The 232-nt window shown below is 37.1% G+C and carries 1 protein-coding gene; it reads right to left on the bottom strand.

All coding sequences use genetic code 11. The features are described from left to right. A partial coding sequence (locus SB679_RS26455; RefSeq protein WP_410705418.1) for an efflux RND transporter permease subunit occupies positions 1–203 on the bottom strand: 203 nt, incomplete at its 3' end. Between the last annotated feature and the right edge of the window lie 29 nt (positions 204–232).

The raw sequence follows: 232 nt of genomic DNA, 5'->3' as shown, positions 1-232 counted from the left end.
ACATACATTTTGGTGAAATATCCTTCCATCTGCTGAGGAGTATATCCATTAAAGGAATGGGCAACATACACTACAGGAAGATCCATCTCAGGAAGGATATCTACCTTAACTTCTTTAGCAGCCTTGATTCCGAAAAACAACAGCCCTAATACCAATACCATTACAGATATTGGTCTGCGTAATGCAAACTTTATAAGATTCATGTGTAAATTTTTGGTTAGTGGGTAATTGC

The organism is Chryseobacterium sp. SIMBA_029, assembly GCF_046535275.1.
GTDB lineage: Bacteria > Bacteroidota > Bacteroidia > Flavobacteriales > Weeksellaceae > Chryseobacterium.
The sequence above is the reverse complement of the archived record's forward strand: the minus strand, read 5'-3'. Positions and strand labels throughout refer to the sequence as shown.